This is a genomic window from Aeromonas sp. LsrichE-8G (assembly GCF_022869435.1).
Lineage (GTDB): Bacteria > Pseudomonadota > Gammaproteobacteria > Enterobacterales > Aeromonadaceae > Aeromonas > Aeromonas caviae.
Map to the genome: position 1 here is coordinate 1 of NZ_JALIHH010000230.1, position 683 is coordinate 683.

A 683-nucleotide genomic window follows, 5' to 3' on the forward strand; every position below is an offset into this window, starting at 1 on the left:
CCGTCACACCATGGGAGTGGGTTGCACCAGAAGTAGATAGCTTAACCTTCGGGAGGGCGTTTACCACGGTGTGATTCATGACTGGGGTGAAGTCGTAACAAGGTAACCCTAGGGGAACCTGGGGTTGGATCACCTCCTTACCTTAATGATGACGAAGTTGTTGAGTGTTCACACAGATTGCCTTGATTCAAAGTAGTTAGAGCAAAGACCTGATGCGAAAGCGTCAGTGCTTATTCAACTTCGGTTGAATGAGAGAAGCCCGTTCGTTGGGTTGGGATGTGAATAGCGGCGCAAGTTGCTACCCAATTCAAAGTTAGCGATAACAACGAACAGCGCTAAAGGCCGCTAGCCTCGCAGGCTCGGCGTCGCCTTTACGAAAATCATTGCGAAGTTTACTTCGCAAAGCATGATTTTCGTCCCCTTCGTCTAGAGGCCTAGGACACCGCCCTTTCACGGCGGTAACAGGGGTTCGAATCCCCTAGGGGACGCCACTTCTCTTCTTGCTAACAAGAATGCAGAGTTAAGAACTGATTCTTAACTCTGTTTTCTTCGGCCTCGTGCCGTTGCAAACATGCTCTTTAACAATCTGGAAAGCTGATTTAAAAAGTAGTTCTCAAACATTTGTTACAAGTGCTTTGGAAACTTCTTGGCGAAAACCAAATTTTATTTGGTCCTTGTTGTAC

At 47.1% G+C, this 683-nt stretch carries 1 tRNA gene and 1 rRNA gene; both read left to right on the forward strand.

Annotated features, from left to right (window positions below):
• Positions 1-140: ribosomal RNA gene (locus MUW49_RS19635) — 16S ribosomal RNA — on the forward strand; the annotation flags it as partial.
• 275 nt (positions 141-415) lie between these two features.
• A tRNA-Glu gene (locus tag MUW49_RS19640) sits at positions 416-491 on the forward strand.
• Positions 492-683 lie beyond the last annotated feature (192 nt).